Below are 15,894 nucleotides of genomic sequence, written 5' to 3' on the forward strand. Positions count from 1 at the left end.
ACACCAACTTCGCCCACGAGTTGCACACCTACGGCATCTACGGGCAAAAGGACTACAACGCCTGGATCGGCAAACTGGTCTGCAAACGGCTCTACAACAACGTCGACCACGACGCGTTCGCCTCGGCCAAGTTCATCGGCGACAACCTCGACCGGCACAACACCACCCAACAGAACTGGCAGTTCCTCGGCGCCGCCCTGAACTACTACTGCCCGGAAAAACGCGTCATCCTCGACCAGGCCGCCGCCGCCCAGCACTGAACCGGAGAAACACCATGGCATCCACCGCAATCCGCTTCGGCATCGCAGGTCTGGCCCTGGCCGGCGCCCTGACCACCTCGGGTATCGCGTCAGCCGATGCCACCGATGACTACCCCATCCCCAACCGCATCCTCAAAACCCCCTGCACCGCCGAACAGATCATGGCCGCCGCCCGCGACGTCGAACCCGTCTACTACGAGCGCTACATGATCGACTACAACAACAAACCCGCCGCCGACCAACAAGGCGCCCAAGACCGCATCCACTGGTTCTTCTCCCTGGACTACGCCGGCCGACGCCAATACTCCGAAGACACCGCCACCAACGCCTTCTACGAACAAATGTCCTGGCGCTGGCCCAACTGGGCAAAACTGTTCTTCAACAACAAAGGCGTCGCCGCCCACACCACCGACATCTGCCAGAACTACCCGCCCAATGACATGTCGGTCTGGGACTGGCACTAGCCTTACGCCTGTTACCGCAGTCACATCCGGGTGTCGCGGGCGGCGAGTATCACAGCTGTCCGCATGCGCGGAAATTCTTTGGGACATGGTGCAATTGACGGGTGTCAGTACCCGATACCGGCGGTCCCGAGCTCCTCGACGAGGGTCCTTTCAACGACGCGAAGGAACCGCCGTACCGGATCGCCGGCGCCGTGTTGCTTGCGGTCGTTGTCCTCGTCTTCGGGCTGACCTGGTTCCAGTTCCGCGGGTACTTCGACGAGAAATCGACCGTGGTGGTGATGGCCGAGCGGGCCGGGTTGTCGATGGATCCCGGGTCGAAGGTGACGTTCAACGGGGTGCCGATCGGGCGGCTGAAGTCCGCCGACGCCGTCACCGACGGCACCGGCCCTCGGGCCAGACTGACGCTCAATGTGCAGCCGCAGTATCTGAACATGATCCCGGCGAACGTGGACGCACAGGTCCGCGCGACGACGGTGTTCGGCAACAAGTACATCTCGTTCCTGTCGCCGGCCGATCCGTCCGCGGACAAGCTCAAGCCGGGCGCGGTGATCGACGCGACCGGTACCACGACCGAGTTCAACACGTTGTTCGAGACGATCATGGGGATCGCTCAGCAGGTGGATCCGGTGAAGCTGAATCAGACGCTGACCGCGGCGGCGCAGGCGTTGGACGGGTTGGGTGAGCGGTTCGGTCAGTCGTTGGTCAACGGTAACGACATCCTGGGTGAGCTCAATGCGCGGATGCCGTCGATCCGCCGGGATACGCGGGGGTTGGCGGATCTGTCGACGGTGTATGCGGATGCGGCGCCGGATCTGTTCGACGGGCTCAAGAGTGCGGTGGTGACGGCGCGCACGCTCAATGCCGAGCGGGGGACCATCGATACGGCGTTGATGTCGGCGGTGGGGTTCGGTAACAACGCCGGGGATGTGTTGGAGCGGGGTGGGCCGTATCTGGTGCGGGGTGCCCAGGATCTGTTGCCGACCACGAAGTTGTTGGACTATTACAGCCCGGCCTTGTTGTGCACGCTGCGCAACTTCCACGACGTCGCGCCGCGCTTCGCCGACATGCTGGGCGGCAACGGGTACTCGCTGGTGCTCGCCGACGAATTGGTCGGCGCCGGAAACGGTTACGTGTACCCGGACAACCTGCCGAGGGTCAACGCCCGGGGTGGGCCGGAAGGCCGGCCGGGCTGCTGGCAGCCGATCACCCGGGACCTGTGGCCGGCACCGTATCTGGTGATGGACACCGGGGCCAGCATCGCGCCGTACAACCACTTCGAGCTCGGGCAGCCGTTGGCCGCCGAGTACGTCTGGGGCCGGCAAGTGGGGGAACGCACCATCAATCCGTGACGCTCGAGCATGGACTAGGTTGACCGGGTGGCTCGTCGCAAACGATCGAGCGCCACCACCGTGGCGATCCTGACCCTGATCGGTGCCGTGTTGTGCACCCTGGCGGTGGGCGGATTCCTGCTCTACCCGTATTACCTGCTGCGCCCGTGGATCTATCATCCGGTGTGGTTCGGCGTGCCGGGTTTCCTACTGCTGGCGCTGGCCTGCTGGCTGGGGCTGGGCCGTGCCGCGGTGAAATGGGCGGGCGTGACCGTATGCGTGCTCTCCGGCGCGGCACTGGGTTTCATCGGCTGGTTCGCCGCGGCATACGCCAACCCCATGAATGCTGTGGGAACGTATCGCGCACCCGACGGTGGCGTGGAAGTGGTGGTCTACCAGAGCACGGCCGGCTTGGCGCCCGACCTCACCTGGGAATTGCGCCTGCACACCCGCCGTGGCCCGCTCTCGCGGGAGAGCGATCTGGGCTGTGTCAACTCGGATGTCATGGCGCTGAACGTCATTCAGTGGATCGGTCCCCGGACGGTGCGGGTGGGCCTGTCCCGGGCCGGGGCCGTCGACGTCGTTGTCGACGACCAGGGCAGGCCCAACCGCACCGTGAATGGGGGCTGCTGACCGGGCGCGGGTCAGGACAGGTGGTGCACCTCCTGCAGGCCGTACACCGGGGTGGGCAGCCCCGCGTGCCGGGCCTTGAGCTGCAGCGCCAGATACAGGGAGTAGTGCCGGGATTGATGGAGATTCCCGCCGTGGAACCACAGGTTCTCCTGCTGGGTCGGCTTCCACATGTTGCGCTGTTCACCCTCCCACGGTCCGGGATCCTTGGTGGTGTCCGAGCCGAGGCCCCAGACCTTGCCGACCTTGTCGGCGACGTCCTGACCGATCAGATCGGCGGCCCAGCCGTTCATCGAACCGAACCCGGTGGCGTACACCACCACGTCGGCCGGCAGCTCGGTACCGTCAGACAGCACAACGGAATTCGCGGTCAGGTGTGACACGTCGCCGTGCGCCAGCTTGATACTGCCATCGGCGACCAGATCGCACGCGCCGACGTCGATGTAGTAGCCCGAGCCGCGGCGCAGGTACTTCATGAACAGACCGGAGCCGTCGTCGCCCCAATCCAGGTCGAAACCGGCGGCCTCCAACCGGGCGTAGAAGTCCTTGTCCCGCTCGCGGATCGCGTCGTAGATCGGGATCTGGAACTCGTGCATGATGCGGTACGGCAGCGATGCGAAGGTCAGATCGGCCTTCTCGGTGGTCATGCCGGCGGCCAGGGCCCGCTCCGAATACAGGTCTCCCAGGCCGAGGTCCATCAGCGAGTCCGATTTCACGATGTGGGTCGAGGACCGCTGCACCATGGTCACGTCGACACCGTTCTCGTACAACGCCTTGCAGATATCGTGCGCGGAGTTGTTGGAGCCGATGACCACCGCCCGCTTGCCGACGTACTGGTCGGGTCCGGGGTGGTGGCTGGAATGGTGCTGGTCGCCCAGGAACTCGTCCTGCCCCGGGAACGACGGCACATTCGGCTTGCCCGACATCCCGGTCGCCAGCACCAGATGCGCCGGCCGCAGGGTCACCGACTCGCCGTCACGGTCCACTTCGACGGTCCAGCGCTTCTCGTTCTCGTCGTAGGTGGCGGACAGGCACGTGGTCTTCGACCAGTACGGCACCTCCATGACCTTGGTGTAGAACTCCAGCCAGTCGCCGATCTTGTCCTTGGGTGCGAACACCGGCCAGTTCGACGGGAACGGCAGGTACGGCAGGTGGTCGTACCACACCGGGTCGTGCAGGCACAGCGACTTGTACCGCTTGCGCCATTGATCGCCGGGGCGGTCGTGCTTGTCGACGACGATCGCGGGCACGCCGAGTTGACGCAGCCGCGCCCCGAGCGCGATCCCGCCCTGCCCACCGCCGACGACCAGGACGTAGGGCTGCTCGGAGTAGCCCAGGGTGCGTTCCTCGTCCTGTCGCTTCTCGGCCCAGGACCGGGTGTCGAGGTCGGATCCGTGCACCGCACCCAGCGGCCGGGTGGTGCCCTTGCCCTCCTCGTGCCCCTTGAGTTCCTGCAGTGTCGTCAGCAGGGTCCACGCTTGATCACCCTTGAGCCGCAGATGTCCGACCCCGCGGCCCACCGCGGTTTCGAACTCGATGAACGCGGTGGTCACCTCCCCATCCTGCGTGGGCGTCTCGCGGGTCCGGAAACCGGACGGATCGGTACCGGCCAGCCGCGTCGTCAACATGGCGCCGATCGCCTCGCGGCCCTCCAGCGTCTTCAGGTTCCAGGTGAAAGCCACCAGGTCACGCCAGAAGCTGTCGACGGCGAACTTGCCGACGACGCGGTCGATATCGCGGGTGACCAGTGCGTGCTCGAAATCGGCGAGCCACGCGTCGACCCGCTCCTGCGGCGACGCCTCCTCGGGGGAAGACGGTGCCGGTGCGTCGATAGTTTGAGTCATGTGAGGCAGCACACACCCGGTGCGGCGCACGTCACAAGGGTTGCAGAGGGTTGCACCGTTGCCCACGTCAGGACGCGTGCAACCCCCTGCAACTCTTTCCCGCTGTGGTCCAGGCCACATAGAACCGTGGCATGAAAGCAGCTGTGTACTACGGACCGAACAAGCTCGACGTCACCGAGGTGGCCAAACCGGAGCCGGGTCCGGGCACCGTCCAGATCAAGGTCGGATTCAACGGCATCTGCGGCACCGACCTGCACGAGTACTTCGCCGGACCGATCTTCGTCCCCACCGCGCCGCACCCGCTGACCGGCCAGCAGCTGCCGTTGGTCATGGGCCACGAGTTCGCCGGCACCATCACCGCCGTGGGCCCCGGGGTGGCGGGCTGGGCCGAAGGCGACCGGGTCGCCGTCGAGCCCATCTACCGGTGCGGCAAGTGCAGCCCGTGTCAGGCCGGCAACTACAACATCTGCGCGCAGATCGGCTTCCACGGCCTGATGTCCGACGGTGGAATGGCCGAATACACCGTGGTGCCCACCAACATGCTGCACAAGCTGCCCGACAACGTCTCCCTGCAACTCGGCGCGCTGGTCGAGCCGATGTCGGTGGCCTACCACGCCGCCACCCTGGGCGAGCTTCCCCTCGGGGGCAGGAGCGAAGCGACTCGGGGGAGTGGATTGCCGCAGGGCACGGCCATGGTGTTCGGTGCCGGGCCGATCGGTATCGGGTTGTGGTTTGCCCTGCGCGGCAAGGGGATCGAAGACATCTACGTCGTCGAACCGGCGCCCACCCGCCGCGCGGCCATCGAGGCGCTCGGCGCGCGCACACTGGACCCGACCGCGATGGATGTGCCGGCCTTCATCGCCGAGCACACGTCCGGGCGCGGCGCCGACGCCGTCTACGATGCGGCCGGCGTGGCCCCCGCGGTGGAGACCGCGCTGGCCTGTGTGGGTGCCCGGCGCCCCATGGTCAGCGTCGCCATCTACGAAAAGCCCTTGACCACACCGCTTTTGCGGCTGGTGATGAACGAGTCCCGGATCCAGGGATCGCTGTGCTACACCTCCGCGGACTTCGAGGCCGTCATCAACCTGATGGCACAGGGCACCTACGACACCACCGGTTGGGTGACCTCGATCGGAATCGACGACGTCGTCGACGAAGGCTTCGAGGCGCTGCACGCCGGCGCCAAGATGAAGGTCCTCGTCGACCCGTCCAACTGAGAGGAAAAGACATGACACGCACCATCGAAGCCCCGCTGCTGGACAAGGTCGCGCTGGTCACCGGCGCGGGCCGCGGCATCGGCCGGGGCGTCGCCCTCGAGCTGGCCCGCCAGGGCGCCGATATCGCCCTGGTCGACGTCAACCTGGACGGCATCGCCGCCGTCGCCGACGAAATCGCCGAAATCGGCTCGAAGACCACCACGTTCGTCGCCGACGTGTCCGACCGCAATGCGGTGTTCGCCGCCGTCGAGCATGCCGCCACGGCGCTGGGCGGATTCGACGTCATGGTGAACAACGCCGGCATCGCACTGGTGGGCCCGCTGGCCGACGTGACCCCGCAGCAGCTGGCGCGGCTGTGGTCCATCAACGTCGACGGCGTGTTGTGGGGCACCCAGGCCGCCGTCGCGAAGTTCAAGGAGCTCGGTCGTCGGGGCAAGATCATCAATGCCTCGTCCATCGCCGGGCATGAGGGGTTCGCGATGCTGGGCCCGTACAGCGCCACCAAGTTCGCCGTGCGGGCCCTGACCCAGGCCGCCGCCAAGGAGCACGCCGCCGACGGCATCACCGTCAACGCCTACTGTCCCGGTGTGGTCGGCACCGACATGTGGGTGGAGATCGACAAGAGGTTCGCCGAGCTCACCGGCGCCGCCGAGGGCGAGACGTTCGAGAAGTTCGCCAACACCATCGCCCTGGGCCGGCCGGAGACACCCGAAGATGTCGCCGGCTTCGTCGCCTACCTGGCCGGTCCCGGCGCCGACTACATGACCGGCCAGGCCGGCCTCATCGACGGGGGCATGGTCTATCGCTGAGCCCCGCGCGTGACACGAACTGTGATGGGGAGCACAATCGGGGCAATGCCCGGTTCGTCGGTTCCCGAACCCGCGGTCGCACTCGGCGATGACCCGCGGAGCTACGCGCTGCTGTTGTCCGAGGTGTACGACGCGACCATGGCGGGCGGACGGGCCCCCGCCAAGCCGCGGCTGGTGATCGAAGAGTCCTGGAACAGGTTGTTGGGGAAGGGGATCGACCCCGAACACCACAGCCCGCCGGATGTCGACCGCAGCGGGCTGGATCTGCTGCGGCAGTCGTCGGGGCTGCTGTCGGTGCTCGACGACATTTCCCGCGGGTTGGAGTCCGTGCTGGCCGACGGGAACAACATCCTGGTGGTCGCCGACGCGCGCGGTCGGGTGCTGTGGCGCTCGGGCGCCTCACGCGTGCTCATGCATGCCGACCGGCTCGGCTTCATGGAGGGCGCCAACTGGGGGGAGACCGCCGTCGGGACCAACGCCATCGGCACGGCGCTGGTGTCCCGGCGCGCGGTGCAGATCTTCTCCGCCGAGCACTTCCTGCGCAGCCACCACTCCTGGACGTGCGCCGGCGCCCCGATCCGCGACCCGCGCACCGGTCAGGTCATCGGGGCGGTCGACGTCTCGGGGCCGGCGTCCACGGTGCACCCCACCACCATCGCGCTGGTCGACCTGGTGGCTCGCCTTGCCGAATCCCAATTGCGTGAGGCGCACGACCGTACGCTCAACCAGCTCCGCGCGGTCGCGGCGCCTATCCTGGCCCGCATCTCCGCGCCTGCGCTGGCCGTCGACGCGGAGGGCTGGGTGGCCGCGGTCGGCGCCTTGCCGCCTCATCATCGGATTCTGTTGCCGCAGAACGTGGCTCCGGGCCGGGCGTGGGTTCCGGCGCTGGGCCCCTGTGATCTGGAGCCGCTGAGCGGTGGCTGGCTGGTACGCCCGGTCGACGACGAGGACACCGCGCCGGCGGCGACCCGGGCCGTCCTGGATCTGCGCGACACCAACGCCCCGACGCTGGAGATGACCGGGCAATTCGGGTCGTGGCGGCGGGAAATCTCGCCCCGGCACGCCGAGATCCTCTACGTGCTGGCCACCCGTCGGTCGGGGCGCTCCGCGCCGGAGCTGGCCGAGGATCTCTACGGCGACAGGTCCCGCGTCGTCACCGTACGCGCCGAGATGTCGCGCCTACGAAAGCAACTCGTCGGGGTGATCGCGGCGCAGCCGTACCGGTTCGCCGAATCGGTGGAGCTGCAGGTGCGGTATCCGGCGGACATGCGCAACTTCCTGACGGCCTCGAACGCACCGGCCATCCGGGCCGTACGGCTCGCCTGATCGGCCCTCAGCCGAGCAGGATCTGGCTCAGCCTGGTGGTCGTCGCGACGCCGTCGTCGTAGCCGCTCTCGCCGCCGAGCGCGTTCATGATGGCCAGCGTGAACCGCTGACCGGGGCCGGCGAAGCCGACCGAGTTGATCACCCAGCCGCCCTGCTCCTGGGACCAGCCGTTCTTGTTGCCCGGGCTCATCGCCGGTCCGGCGCCCCACACTCCCCATTGCTGGTCGGGGGCGACCCGCTGCATCTCGCCGGCGATCGCCGCCGCGTCGGCGGAGTTCATCTGGCCCAGAATGTAGTTCATCAACCGGTCCAGGTCGTTGGCCGTGGCCTTCTGGAAGCCCCAGTACGGGAAGATGTCCCCGAATCCCGGTTGGGGCGCCAGCGAGGTCATGCCGTAGCGCGGGAAGTCGGCGTTGAACGCCCGGTGATCGGGTCCGCCGTAACGCGACCACAGCGTGTCGGCGGCGTCGTTGTCGGAGTCGCGCAGCATGGCGACCATCAGCTGCCGGTCGGCCGCGGACAACCGCAGGGCGCCGGCACGTTCTCGGGTGAGCAGGTCGACGACCATGGCGAGTTTGATGGTGGAGGCCGTCCAGATCATGCTGTCGGCGGCCGCGTTGGCATACCGCAGCCCGGTGGATCGATCGCGCAACACATAGCCGATGACACCGGGCCGCCCGGTCAGATAGCTGTCCGCGGCGGCGATGCGGGCCCGCAGGTCACAGGTGGCGTCGGTGCACGCGGCGCGCGCGGACGGCGCGAGCAGACCGGTGAGCGCCACCAGTGTGGCGACCATCAGGACGAGACGGTTCACGCGCACACCGTAGCCGCCAGTCACGCCGCGTACGACGACATCGACAGCGAGCCGTAGGTGTAGCCGTCGACCAGGCGGGAAGCGGCGGTGTCCGATGCGGCGAGCAGGCCGGCGAAGTACAGCCCGGGAATGAAATGGTCCGGGGTGGGGACCGCCGCGGCGTAGTCGGGATGTTCGGACAGCCGCACCAGGTCCGCCGGTGCCGCGGCGAGCAGGTCGTGTGCCGCGTCGTCGAACCGGCGAGCCCAGTCGAATCCGGCGTCGGGGGTGCCGGGACTCATGGCTCGCAGATTGTGCACGATATTGCCGCTGCCCACGATGAGCACGCCGCGCTCGCGTAGCGGGGCCAGGCGGGTGCCCAGATCGAGGTGGTAGTCCAGTGGTTTCTCGGCGTTGATGGACAGCTGGACGACCGGGATGTCCGCATCCGGGAACGCGTGGGCCAGCACCGACCAGGTGCCGTGGTCGATACCCCAGCTGTCCACGTCGGCACCCACCCAGGTGGGCTCGACGATATCGGCGATCTCCCCGGCCAGCTCCGGCAAACCCGGTGCGGGATACTCCATTTCGTACAGTTCGTGCGGAAAACCGTAGAAGTCGTGAATGGTCCGTGGGCGCGGCATGGCCGTCACCGCCGTGGCGTTGATGTACCAGTGCGCGCTGATCACCAGGATGGCGCGCGGGCGCGGCACCGATGTCCCGAACTGCTGCCAGGAAGTGGTGTATCGGTTGCTCTCCAAGGCGTTCATCGGGCTGCCGTGCCCGAAGAACGCGACGGGCATACTCATGGCCACCTTCTCATGATGACCATTGTCCCCCGGGCCGTCGTGTGACGCGCATCTCCGAGGTAGGCCTTGCGGTGCCGCCGCGCCAAATTAGGCTCGCCTTACTTACTGGAGTGAGGTGCTGAGTGCGTGACATCCGTGTGGCAGTGGTCGGGGCCGGTCCGGCCGGGATCTATGCGTCGGACATCCTGACCGGGGAACATCCCGGTGCCCGGGTCGACCTGTTCGACCGGTTGCCCGCACCGTACGGGCTGGTGCGCTACGGCGTGGCACCGGACCACCCGCGGATCAAAGAGATCATCAAGGCTCTGCGTCGTGTCCTGTCCCGCAACGAGATCCGGTTCATCGGCAACGTGCACTACGGAACCGATCTGACGCTCGCCGATTTGCGCAGGCACTACGACGCGGTGATCTTCTCGACCGGAGCCAGGGCCGATCGCCCGCTCGACATTCCAGGTATCGACCTGCCGGGTAGTTACGGCGCCGCCGATTTCGTGTCCTGGTATGACGGCCACCCCGACGTGCCGCGCACCTGGCCGCTGGAGGCGGAAAGCGTCGCCGTCCTGGGCGCGGGCAATGTCGCACTGGACATCGCCCGGATGCTGGCCAAGCCCGCCGACGAACAGCTGACCACCGAGATCTCCGGCAACGTGTATCAAGGTCTGGCCATGAACCGGGCCACCGATGTGCACGTGTTCGCCCGGCGTGGGCCGGCCCAAATCAAGTTCTCACCCATGGAGTTCCGCGAGCTGTCGCATTCGCCGAGTGTGGACGTGATCGTGCATCCCGAGGGATTCGAGATCGACGAGGCCAGTCAGAAGGCCATCAACTCCACCAAATCGGTCAAGCTCGTCGTCGACACCATGATGCGGTACATGGACAAGGAACCCACGGGGGCGCCGCACCGCATCCACCTCCACCTGTGTCAGGCCCCGGTCGCGGTGCTGGGCACCGACCGGGTCGAAGGGCTGCGGACCGAACGAACCGAATTGGTCGGTGACGGAACCGTCCGGACCACTGGGGAATTCACCGATTGGCCGGTGCAGGCCGTCTATCGCGCGGTGGGGTACCTGTCATCACACCTGGCCGATCTGCCGTTCGATCACCATGCCGGTGTGGTGCCCAACGACGCCGGCCGGGTGCTCGACGCGGACTGGATGGTGGTCGACGCCGCCTACGTCACCGGTTGGGTCAAGCGCGGTCCGATCGGGTTGATCGGGCACACCAAATCCGATGCGGCCGAGACGATCAGCAGTCTGCTGGCCGACCTGCCCGGGCTCCGCCCGCCGGAGGTCACCGATCCGGACGCCATCCTGGAACACCTGTCCGCGACCGGTGTCGATTACACCACCTGGGCCGAATGGGAACGCCTGGACGCCCACGAGATCGCGCTCGGCGCGGCACAGGGCCGGGAGCGGGTCAAAGTGGTTCCCCGGGAGGACATGATCCGCGCGGGGCGCGGCTAGTTGTCGCTCGTTGTCAGATGGTCGAGGTTGACGGTTCGGATTCCGTTGCGGATGGGCGTGCATGACTCGGGGAAGTCCTGGACGATATCGGCCCCGCGTTCGGCAAGTTCGTCGAGCAATCTCGGGAGGTGCTGCATAGCTCCGGTGGGCAGGTCGTGGATGACCACGACACTCCAATCCTGGCCGGCAATGTCATCGAGACATCGTTGTACCCAGCGGTCGGGCTGGTCCCAGTCGTGCGGCACGCTCGTCCACAGCACACAGGTGTAGTCCTGCCGTTGCAGGTAGTCGATCGCGGCAGGGCTGAAGACGCGTCGGCCCAGCACGCCGCCACCGGCGTAAGGCCGGAACAATTTCACCGGTCGGGCCAATGTGCCGATGATCTTCTCCGCCTCGCCGATCTCACTGGCGACCAGATCCAGGTCTGTTGGGGCATCACCGAACTGGACGCTGTGGGTCAGGGTGTGATTGCCGATCCAGTGGCCTTCGGAGGCTGCTCGTTCCGACAGGGCACGCGCACTCGGCTCGGTGAGTTGGCCGGCGACCACGAAGAACGTGGATTTGATGTCCCGCTGACCGAGAATGTCGAGAACCTCGGCCGTCGTTTCGGTAGGGCCGTTATCAAAGGTGATGGTGACTCTCACGGCGTCCCCCTTGCCACCACCCGCGCCCGCAGGCCCGCGATGAGCATGTCGGCGACAAACTCGGCGTGGTGCTCGATGGCGGCAGGCTCGGTCGGGTCGTGAGGTTCCAGCATGAGGGCAAACGGCACCAGGCTGAACGGCGCGGTGCCCCCGTGGGCAACCAGGAAGTGCAGGCTGCGCACGTCAGCGGCGTTCAATACGCCACAGTCGACGAGCACCTTCAGGGGCTCGGTAAGGCGAGCGTAGAGCGGCTGAACATGAACCTCGTGGAGGTAGGTGAGCCGGGCGCTGGGGGTCGCGCCTTCGACGGTGACCAACCGCAGAAGCTCCGGGTGGTGGGCGTGGCTCACCAGGAACCGCACAATGGCCTGACGTGCCGCCTCCATCAGGTCCCGCTCGGCCAACTCTGTGTCGACGTTGATCTGCTCGTGCACCTCGCCGAACGCGAAGTCCACCGCGGCGTACCACAGACCCTCCTTGGATCCGAACCTCTGATGAATCAGGTTGTGGCTGACCCCTAGTTCGCGGTTGAGCGCAGCGACCGACGTCCCGTCAAAACCGTTCTCGGCGAACATCTTCAGCGCCTTGGACAAGATATCGGGCAATGCCGCCGGGGCCTCGGCGGCCGGAGGCCGGCCCTGTCGTTTGGCAGTCGTCATGTCACCCAGCATAACCGTCGATGTTGACGAACATCAACATCAGGCGATAGCCTTCGGTCCATCATGTTGATGATCATCAACAATTTGCGGGAGGATGCAATGGCGCGGAAACCAGGGACGCGTTCGTCAGTCCAGGTCTTCAATATCCTGGCCACGCTGGGCGGCGCAGGCCACAATTGGTTCGAGCGGTGGGCAGGTCTCGGGGTTTTCCTGGAGCCTTGGCTGGGCCGGCGGGTGACCAACGTCTTGTGGGCGGCCGCGCCACCGCTGCTGTTGCGCAGCGCCGCGCGGGGTCGCTCGCGCGGGGAGGACGCGGCGCTGGCATTCAACGCCGGCATCTCGCTGGCATCGGTGGTCGTGCACTTCATCGATTGGCCTTGGACACGGCGGCTCGGGCTGTTCCCGTGGCTCGACGAGGCCGAAGGCCTACCGCCGGAGTTGGTAGGCCCCTATAACGCGGTGTTGTGGGTCTGGGGCGCGGGGGGTGCCGGCAGCATCCTCTTCGAGACCCGCCGTGCCGACCTGAAATACGCCGTGATCGGACTCGTCGCCGGTCCGTTGCTGTTGGCATCGGCCCGGCACCATTTCACGTGGGCGCGCGAGCAGGCTGCCGCGGACACAAGCGGCCGGTGGAGTTCGGTGTTTTCCGCCGGTGAGTCGGCGGCGCCGTCGCGTCGGCAGAGCTCACGCGCCACTCAGAAGGCCGAAACACGTTGACCCACTGATGAATCTGCTGCCAGACACGCGACGAGGAGCTGCGAAATGCAACGCGAAGAACACATGATCGGCGACACCTTCGCCTACCGGTATGCCGGACCCGGGGCTGACCACGCCCTGTTGGTGCAGCACGGGATCGGAGGCCACGGGGGGATCTACGACAAGTTCGGGGCACACTACGCCGAACAAGGTGCCGACGTGTGGTGCATGGACGCTCCCGGCCATGGCCGATCGTGTGTCGATCGTCGTGCCGGCCAATTCACCTTGCAGGAGTGGGTGGACGCCGCGCTGGACGTGACCGAGCACATCGCCACCCACACCGGCTTGCCGGTGTTCATCAAAGGTTCGTCGTTGGGCGCAGCCGCCGCCTACTGTGCCTACGCGGCGTCCGACTCGCACGCCGGCGCCATTTTGATGGGATTCGCCATACCGTCCTCGCCACTGATTCCCGCCGACAACCCCTTTCGCTCCGAGGCGTTCGAGCAGATGACCGCCTTCTTCGGCACGGCTTTGCGGTTCGACATCGACCAATACATCAACTTCGACGAGGACTACGGGTTCCGTGGAGCGGGCGTGCAGAAACACGATGACCCCCTCAACACCTGGAGTTATGACCTCGCCGCCTGGGGGTCGATCCTGCGTTACGACCCGGCCGTCGCGCTGGCCGACAACACCAAACCGATCCTGTTCGCCGTCGGGGAGAAGGACCCCATCTTCACACCCGAGATCGCCAAGATGGTCGCCGATGCCACCGGCGGACCGGTCCGGCTACACATCCACCCTGACGCCGTCCATCAGCTGATGCTCTTCCACACCCGCGACTACGCCGACGTGGTGCGCGGCTGGTGCACCGAGCAGCTCAGCTCATCGCACCAGAACCGGACCCCTGTCGCCTGAAAAGGAATGCCATGAAACTCGCCAACCTGGCCGGCCGCGCCGTGTTGATCACCCCGGCCGGGATTGTCGATCTCGCCAAAGCGTCCGGAGGGTCTCTACCCAGTCAACCCGACGCGGCGATCGCCAATCTCGACGACATCCGGACGTTCTACGCGACCGCGCAGCCGGAACCGGACGTCACCCTCACCGAGGCTGACCTGCTCGAAGATCTCAGGCTGCTCGGGCCACCCGTGACCGCTCCCCGGCAGATCTTCGCCGTCGGCCTCAACTACGCCGACCACAGCACCGAGACCGGCCTTGCCGTTCCCGACCAACCACTGATCTTCACGAAATTCGCCTCTTCACTGGCCGGTCCCGGCTCCACCATTCCGCTGCCCGCACACACCTGCGACTGGGAGGTCGAGCTGGTGACGGTCATCGGCCGCGGCGGCCGCAACATCCCGCCAGAGGCCGCCATGAGTCATGTCGCCGGATACTGTGTTGGCCAGGATATTTCGGAGCGGGCTTCCCAGATGAAAGGCACGCCACCGCAATTCAGTCTCGCCAAAAGCCATCGGGGGTTCAGTCCAATCGGCCCGTGGATCACCACCATCGATGAACTCTCCGACCCGAGCGACCTGGCCATCATGACCACGCTCGACGACGAGGTCGTACAGCAGGCCCGCACCAGCGAGATGATCTTCACCGTCGAAGACCTCGTGAGTCACCTGTCCGGCATCTGTGAACTGATGCCCGGCGACCTCATTTTCACCGGCACCCCGTCCGGCGTCGGATACTCGCGCACCCCACCGCGTTACCTCACTCCCGGCAGCATCGTGCATTCGGCCATCGAAGGCCTGGGCCGACTCCGCAACCCCTGCACGACCGCCGGCTGAGGACGCACATGCATCTGACAACGACCATCCTGATGGGGCTGTCGGCGCTCCTGCTGATCACCACGGGCACGATGAAACTGCTCAACAACGCCACCGCGCGCGGCAACGCGGATCACCTGGGGATCAGTTCCAATCTGAGCCGCGCGATCGGCCTCGCCGAAATCGCGGCGGCGGCAGGTCTCATCCTCGGCATCATCGTCGTCCCACTCGGCATCATCACCGCGACCGCGGTCCTGATCCTCTTGATCGGCGCCATCGTCTACCACGCACGGGTGCAGGACAACTTCACCGCCATGCTGCCGGCGGTACTGACCGCTGCCGCCGCCTTGGCGATCATCGTGCTGAACACTCTCAAGCTCTGACCGCCAACGGCACACCGGGCGTTGCGCCACATCAACTCGTAAATGCATCGGACGGCCGGCGGGAACTCACCGCTTCCGGCGTGGCGGTGTCGCCGGAGCGAGGCCGGTGAGCCCGTCGAGAAGCAGACTGAGCCCGAAGGCGAATTCTTCGGCCAGCGGGATGGGAAGGTGTTCGGCGACCGCGGCGGTGTGCGGGTGAGTGTCGGGATCGATGGTTGCGGCAGCGGCCGAGGGGTCGTCGTCCGCGTGTGTGCCGCGAGCCTGGATGGCGAAGCCGAGGACGAATCTGCTCAACGTGGTGTAGGTCTTGGCCGCATCGCGAGGGCTGAAGCCGCCGGCGAGCAAAGCACCGATGATCTGTTCGCGCGCCGCCGCGGCATGGGGCCCGGACGGGATCTGGTCGATGAGTAGCGGTGCGACATTGGGGTGCCGGTTGAAGACGGTGAACAGCGTGTGTGCGGCGCCTTCGCACGCGTGGCGCCATGAGGTGTCCGCCCAGGCGGGGGCCTCGGCAGACACCTCGCCGAGCACGGCGTCGACGACGGCGGCGACCAACTCGGCGCGGGATGCGAAGTGTCGATAGAGCGTGGCGGTGCCCGATCCCAGGGCGCTGGCCAAAGACCGCATGGACAGCGCATCGGCGCCATGTTCGTCGACGATGGCAATCGCGGTCGTGATCATCCGCTCCAGTGGCATCGGTGGGCGGCCGCGGCCCCGCGCCGGCGACGAAGTAGTGGTCACAGCCCCAGTATTACCGACACCTTGACAGCCCACAAATTAATGGTGACACTGTATCC

The 15,894-nt window shown here is 66.5% G+C and carries 18 protein-coding genes; 12 read left to right on the plus strand and 6 right to left on the minus strand.

Features of this window, described 5'->3' with window-relative positions:
* From BN977_RS15340 to BN977_RS15355, 4 genes are all read left to right on the plus strand, one after another.
* Positions 1-260 (plus strand): DUF732 domain-containing protein (locus BN977_RS15340; protein WP_036399362.1); only part of this gene is annotated, 260 nt, incomplete at its 5' end.
* Between the two features lie 14 nt (positions 261-274).
* Positions 275-724 (plus strand): DUF5078 domain-containing protein, encoded by a 450-nt coding sequence (locus tag BN977_RS15345; protein ID WP_036395511.1) that lies wholly within the window; start codon positions 275-277, stop codon positions 722-724.
* A 101-nt stretch (positions 725-825) separates the two neighbouring features.
* Positions 826-2,073, plus strand: a complete 1,248-nt coding sequence (locus BN977_RS15350; protein WP_036399364.1) for an MCE family protein — start codon at positions 826-828, stop codon at positions 2,071-2,073.
* Positions 2,074-2,100: 27 nt separating this feature from the next.
* The gene (locus BN977_RS15355) at positions 2,101-2,685 is read left to right on the plus strand and encodes a hypothetical protein (protein ID WP_131590138.1); all 585 of its coding nucleotides are present in this window, start codon (positions 2,101-2,103) and stop codon (positions 2,683-2,685) included.
* Between the two features lie 11 nt (positions 2,686-2,696).
* On the opposite strand, the gene BN977_RS15360 is transcribed toward BN977_RS15355, so the two are convergent.
* On the minus strand, positions 2,697-4,526 hold the full coding sequence (locus tag BN977_RS15360) for a flavin-containing monooxygenase (RefSeq protein WP_036399370.1): 1,830 nt from the start codon (positions 4,524-4,526) through the stop codon (positions 2,697-2,699).
* A 131-nt stretch (positions 4,527-4,657) separates the two neighbouring features.
* Here BN977_RS15360 and BN977_RS15365 point away from each other — a divergent pair, with 131 nt between their 5' ends.
* The 3 genes from BN977_RS15365 to BN977_RS15375 are packed head-to-tail and all read left to right on the plus strand — an operon-like array spanning position 4,658 to position 7,878.
* Positions 4,658-5,743 carry a 2,3-butanediol dehydrogenase gene (locus tag BN977_RS15365; protein WP_036399373.1) on the plus strand — a complete coding sequence of 362 codons (1,086 nt, stop codon included), beginning with the start codon at positions 4,658-4,660 and terminating at the stop codon, positions 5,741-5,743.
* Positions 5,744-5,754: 11 nt separating this feature from the next.
* Complete coding sequence (locus tag BN977_RS15370; RefSeq protein ID WP_036399375.1) at positions 5,755-6,552, plus strand: acetoin reductase; 798 nt, start codon at positions 5,755-5,757, stop codon at positions 6,550-6,552.
* 45 nt (positions 6,553-6,597) lie between these two features.
* Complete coding sequence (locus BN977_RS15375; RefSeq protein ID WP_109790216.1) at positions 6,598-7,878, plus strand: helix-turn-helix domain-containing protein; 1,281 nt, start codon at positions 6,598-6,600, stop codon at positions 7,876-7,878.
* A 7-nt stretch (positions 7,879-7,885) separates the two neighbouring features.
* Here the strand turns inward: BN977_RS15375 and BN977_RS15380 are convergent, their stop codons facing one another.
* The gene (locus tag BN977_RS15380; protein ID WP_036400246.1) at positions 7,886-8,674 is read right to left on the minus strand and encodes a serine hydrolase; all 789 of its coding nucleotides are present in this window, start codon (positions 8,672-8,674) and stop codon (positions 7,886-7,888) included.
* Between the two features lie 38 nt (positions 8,675-8,712).
* Positions 8,713-9,474: a 4,5-DOPA-extradiol-dioxygenase gene (gene ygiD, locus BN977_RS15385; protein ID WP_036399380.1), complete on the minus strand. Its 762-nt coding sequence runs from the start codon at positions 9,472-9,474 to the stop codon at positions 8,713-8,715.
* A gap of 128 nt (positions 9,475-9,602) precedes the next feature.
* On the opposite strand from ygiD, the gene BN977_RS15390 reads away from it, so the two are divergent.
* The gene (locus tag BN977_RS15390; RefSeq protein WP_024451800.1) at positions 9,603-10,943 is read left to right on the plus strand and encodes an FAD-dependent oxidoreductase; all 1,341 of its coding nucleotides are present in this window, start codon (positions 9,603-9,605) and stop codon (positions 10,941-10,943) included.
* Here BN977_RS15390 and BN977_RS15395 read toward each other — a convergent pair.
* Both BN977_RS15395 and BN977_RS15400 read right to left on the minus strand, forming a co-directional pair.
* The gene (locus tag BN977_RS15395; RefSeq protein WP_036399382.1) at positions 10,940-11,587 is read right to left on the minus strand and encodes a polysaccharide deacetylase family protein; all 648 of its coding nucleotides are present in this window, start codon (positions 11,585-11,587) and stop codon (positions 10,940-10,942) included. The two genes, BN977_RS15390 and BN977_RS15395, sit on opposite strands and share 4 nt — an antisense overlap.
* Positions 11,584-12,258, minus strand: coding sequence for a TetR/AcrR family transcriptional regulator (locus tag BN977_RS15400; protein WP_234709613.1), 675 nt, complete (start codon positions 12,256-12,258; stop codon positions 11,584-11,586). Before BN977_RS15400 ends, BN977_RS15395 begins: the two co-directional genes overlap by 4 nt.
* Before the next feature lie 51 nt (positions 12,259-12,309).
* Here BN977_RS15400 and BN977_RS15405 point away from each other — a divergent pair, with 51 nt between their 5' ends.
* From BN977_RS15405 to BN977_RS15420, 4 genes are read left to right on the plus strand one after another with little or no spacing between them, the layout of a single operon-like run.
* Positions 12,310-12,963 carry a hypothetical protein gene (locus BN977_RS15405; protein ID WP_036399384.1) on the plus strand — a complete coding sequence of 218 codons (654 nt, stop codon included), beginning with the start codon at positions 12,310-12,312 and terminating at the stop codon, positions 12,961-12,963.
* A gap of 45 nt (positions 12,964-13,008) precedes the next feature.
* Positions 13,009-13,860, plus strand: a complete 852-nt coding sequence (locus tag BN977_RS15410) for an alpha/beta hydrolase (RefSeq protein ID WP_051561568.1) — start codon at positions 13,009-13,011, stop codon at positions 13,858-13,860.
* An 11-nt stretch (positions 13,861-13,871) separates the two neighbouring features.
* The gene (locus BN977_RS15415) at positions 13,872-14,735 is read left to right on the plus strand and encodes a fumarylacetoacetate hydrolase family protein (protein WP_036399386.1); all 864 of its coding nucleotides are present in this window, start codon (positions 13,872-13,874) and stop codon (positions 14,733-14,735) included.
* Positions 14,736-14,767: 32 nt separating this feature from the next.
* Entirely contained in the window at positions 14,768-15,097 is a 330-nt protein-coding gene (locus BN977_RS15420) for a DoxX family protein (protein ID WP_165576337.1), read from the plus strand.
* Positions 15,098-15,163: 66 nt separating this feature from the next.
* On the opposite strand, the gene BN977_RS15425 is transcribed toward BN977_RS15420, so the two are convergent.
* Positions 15,164-15,787 carry a TetR/AcrR family transcriptional regulator gene (locus BN977_RS15425; RefSeq protein WP_206666851.1) on the minus strand — a complete coding sequence of 208 codons (624 nt, stop codon included), beginning with the start codon at positions 15,785-15,787 and terminating at the stop codon, positions 15,164-15,166.
* Positions 15,788-15,894 lie beyond the last annotated feature (107 nt).

Source organism: Mycolicibacterium cosmeticum (assembly GCF_000613185.1).
Classification (GTDB): Bacteria; Actinomycetota; Actinomycetes; order Mycobacteriales; family Mycobacteriaceae; genus Mycobacterium; species Mycobacterium cosmeticum.